This window comes from Pseudarthrobacter sp. (assembly GCF_036675385.1).
Taxonomy (GTDB): Bacteria; Actinomycetota; Actinomycetes; order Actinomycetales; family Micrococcaceae; genus Arthrobacter.
Map to the genome: position 1 here is coordinate 1 of NZ_JAKFFD010000186.1, position 2,357 is coordinate 2,357.

The 2,357-nt window shown below is 66.5% G+C and carries 3 protein-coding genes; all 3 read right to left on the reverse strand.

What is annotated here, in order from left to right:
* Positions 1–5 precede the first annotated feature (5 nt).
* A complete protein-coding gene (locus tag V6M49_RS15925) occupies positions 6–479 on the reverse strand; it encodes a DUF494 family protein (protein WP_332761970.1) in 474 nt (157 codons plus the stop codon).
* Positions 476–1,651 carry a DNA-processing protein DprA gene (gene dprA / locus V6M49_RS15930; protein WP_332761971.1) on the reverse strand — a complete coding sequence of 392 codons (1,176 nt, stop codon included), beginning with the start codon at positions 1,649–1,651 and terminating at the stop codon, positions 476–478. The genes V6M49_RS15925 and dprA overlap by 4 nt, the downstream gene beginning before the upstream one ends.
* 86 nt (positions 1,652–1,737) lie before the next feature.
* On the reverse strand, positions 1,738–2,357 hold a 620-nt coding region (locus V6M49_RS15935), incomplete at its 5' end, for a hypothetical protein (RefSeq protein WP_332761973.1).

The following is a 2,357-nucleotide window of genomic DNA, read 5'->3' on the forward strand; positions in this document are numbered from 1 at the left end:
CCGGCTCAGTGCACCGGTTCGGGCTCGTCGTCGAACATCTGGGTTTCCATCCACGCATAGGCGGCTTCGGAGCCTGGCTGGTTGAACAGCACCATCAGCACGACCCATTTCAGGTCGTCCAGATCCAGTTCGTCCTGGTCCAGGGCCATGGCGCGGTCCAGCACCAGCTCGCGCTGATCGGCGTCCAGGATCCCGTGCTGTTCGAGGAACAGCACGAAGCCGCGGCATTCCACGTCCAGCTTTTCCAGCTCCGGACCATGGTAGACACGGGTAGGGCCGCCGATGCGGGGTTCGCTCGCCGCCGGGCGCTGTTCGGCCAGGGCGTCGAGCCAGTCGAAGGCCTTGCTGATTTCCGCCGGGCTGAAACCCGCCTGGATCAGGCCGTTCTGGATGGAGTCGCGGTCGCGGACGGGATCCGCGTCTTCGGTGAAATAGTGTTCGAACAGGTACAGCAGTACATCCAATATGCTCTCTTTCATTGCCCCTCGGCCTGCGCCAACGACGCTGTGGAGGAAAGAAACCAGGTCTTGCGCGCGTAGCGACCGTGTTCGACCGCCACCCGTCCATCCAGTTCCATGACCAGCAGCATGGAGGACAGTTCGGCGGCCGTCAATCCGGTTCGCTCAATCAATGAATCCATACCTGTTGGGTCGTGACCCAGGGCCTGCCACAAGGGCTGGTAGTTGGGAGGTAGTGGTGCGAGTCGGTCATCGCACCCGATATGGGGACGGATCAAGGCGCCCTCAAGCCTGCTGCGGAGGGCGTGAGCGAGCTCATTGGCCAGCGGGGCGATGGCGGCGAGCACTTCCTGCGCGTTATCCACCAGTCCGGCGCCCTCCCGGATCAGCCGATGGCAGCCCCGCGCCATCGGGTTGTGGATCGAACCGGGAACGGCGAACACCTCGCGCCCGTTGTCGGCGGCCTGGCGCGCGGTGATCAGGGCGCCGGAGCGTTCGGTGGCCTCCACCACCAGGGTGCCGAGGGCGAGCCCGGCGAGGATGCGGTTGCGACTGGGGAAGTGTGCCGGCCTGGCCGGAGTGCCGGGTGGGTGTTCGCTGACCACCGCGCCGCGTGCGGCGATCCGCTCGCGCAAGTTCGTGTGATGTGCGGGGTAGGCCAGGTCCGGCCCGGTGCCGAGGACCGCGATCGTCACCCCGTCCGCTTCTGCCAGCGCGGCCTGATGCGCTGCGGCGTCGATGCCGGCCGCGAGCCCGCTGATCACCGCGGTGCCCGAGGCAGCGAGCGCACGGGCAAAGGCATAGGCATTGTCGCGTCCCCCTGACGTGGGCGAGCGGCTACCGACCACGGCGACGCCGGCATGCCAGAGCAGGGACGGCTCGCCGTCGACAAACAGCACCAGGGGTGGACTGCTGATCCGTCGCAACAGGGGTGGATAGTCGGGGTCGTGCCAGCCGACCAGGTGATGCCGTGGTTGTTCCAGCCAGTCGAGTGCGCGTTGCATTTCCGCCGTATCGGGCTGGCGGATCCGCTGGATCTGCACGTTGTTCAGCCCCGCTGCGCGCCAGGCGGAAGCACCGGCGGCCAGGCAGGCGGCCGGAGTTACGTGGGTGTCGAGCAGGCCACGTCGTGGCGCCACGGCTCCGCCAGCCAGGACCAGTTTCAGCAGTGCGGTGGTGTCTTCTTCATGCATCGGCCCAGCCTAGAGCGGAAACGACGACGGCGCCCTCAGGCGCCGTCGCGTTGATGCATAGGAAGTTTCCTACTGCCGGATTTGGATCAGTAGGTGGCGTCCGGATGCTTGAGCTCGTAGCCCACGCGCGCCGGTTTGGTGCCTTCCATGACCAGGCCATAGCTGACCTTCTCGAAGGTGCGGAACACCATCACGTGGCCGGCGTATTCGTCGGGCAACACGATGTCTCCGGCGCCGCGATCAAGCTCGGTGGGGCGCGAGTCCTCCGGATCGTGCTGGCGGTCGATGATGTGGCTGCCTTCACGCCAGATGGAGAACACCGTGCCGTTGTCGATGCCTTCGCGGCTACCGCCGGAAATGGCAACCACGTCGCGCGGCCCGCCGGAGGTCAGGGCATTGGCTACTGCGGCGATCTGCAGTTTGCCTTCCGGTTGCGGCACCTTGGGCACATGCGGGAAGAACTGCAGGTCATACGGTTGCGCCTCGACCGGGACCACGCGGTCGCCCACGCGGACCTCATAACTGTCGCCTTCCAGCATGAGGGTGCTGGTGTCGGAGCCCGGGGTAACCCCGCGGGTCAGCGTGCCTACGCTGACCTGGGCGAGTTCGTAGCCCAGCAGTCCGAGCTGGGGGCCGGTATCGAGCGCTGCGCTGTTCCAGCTGCGATCCCAGTCGATGGTCTGGGAGCCGATCCGCTTGCCGCGAA

Excerpts from the sequence above, each read along its gene's own strand:
- V6M49_RS15925 (WP_332761970.1), bottom strand. The coding sequence starts at position 479 with ATGAAAGAGAGCATATTGGATGTACTGCTGTACCTGTTCGAACACTAT.
- dprA (WP_332761971.1), bottom strand. The coding sequence starts at position 1,651 with ATGCATGAAGAAGACACCACCGCACTGCTGAAACTGGTCCTGGCTGGC.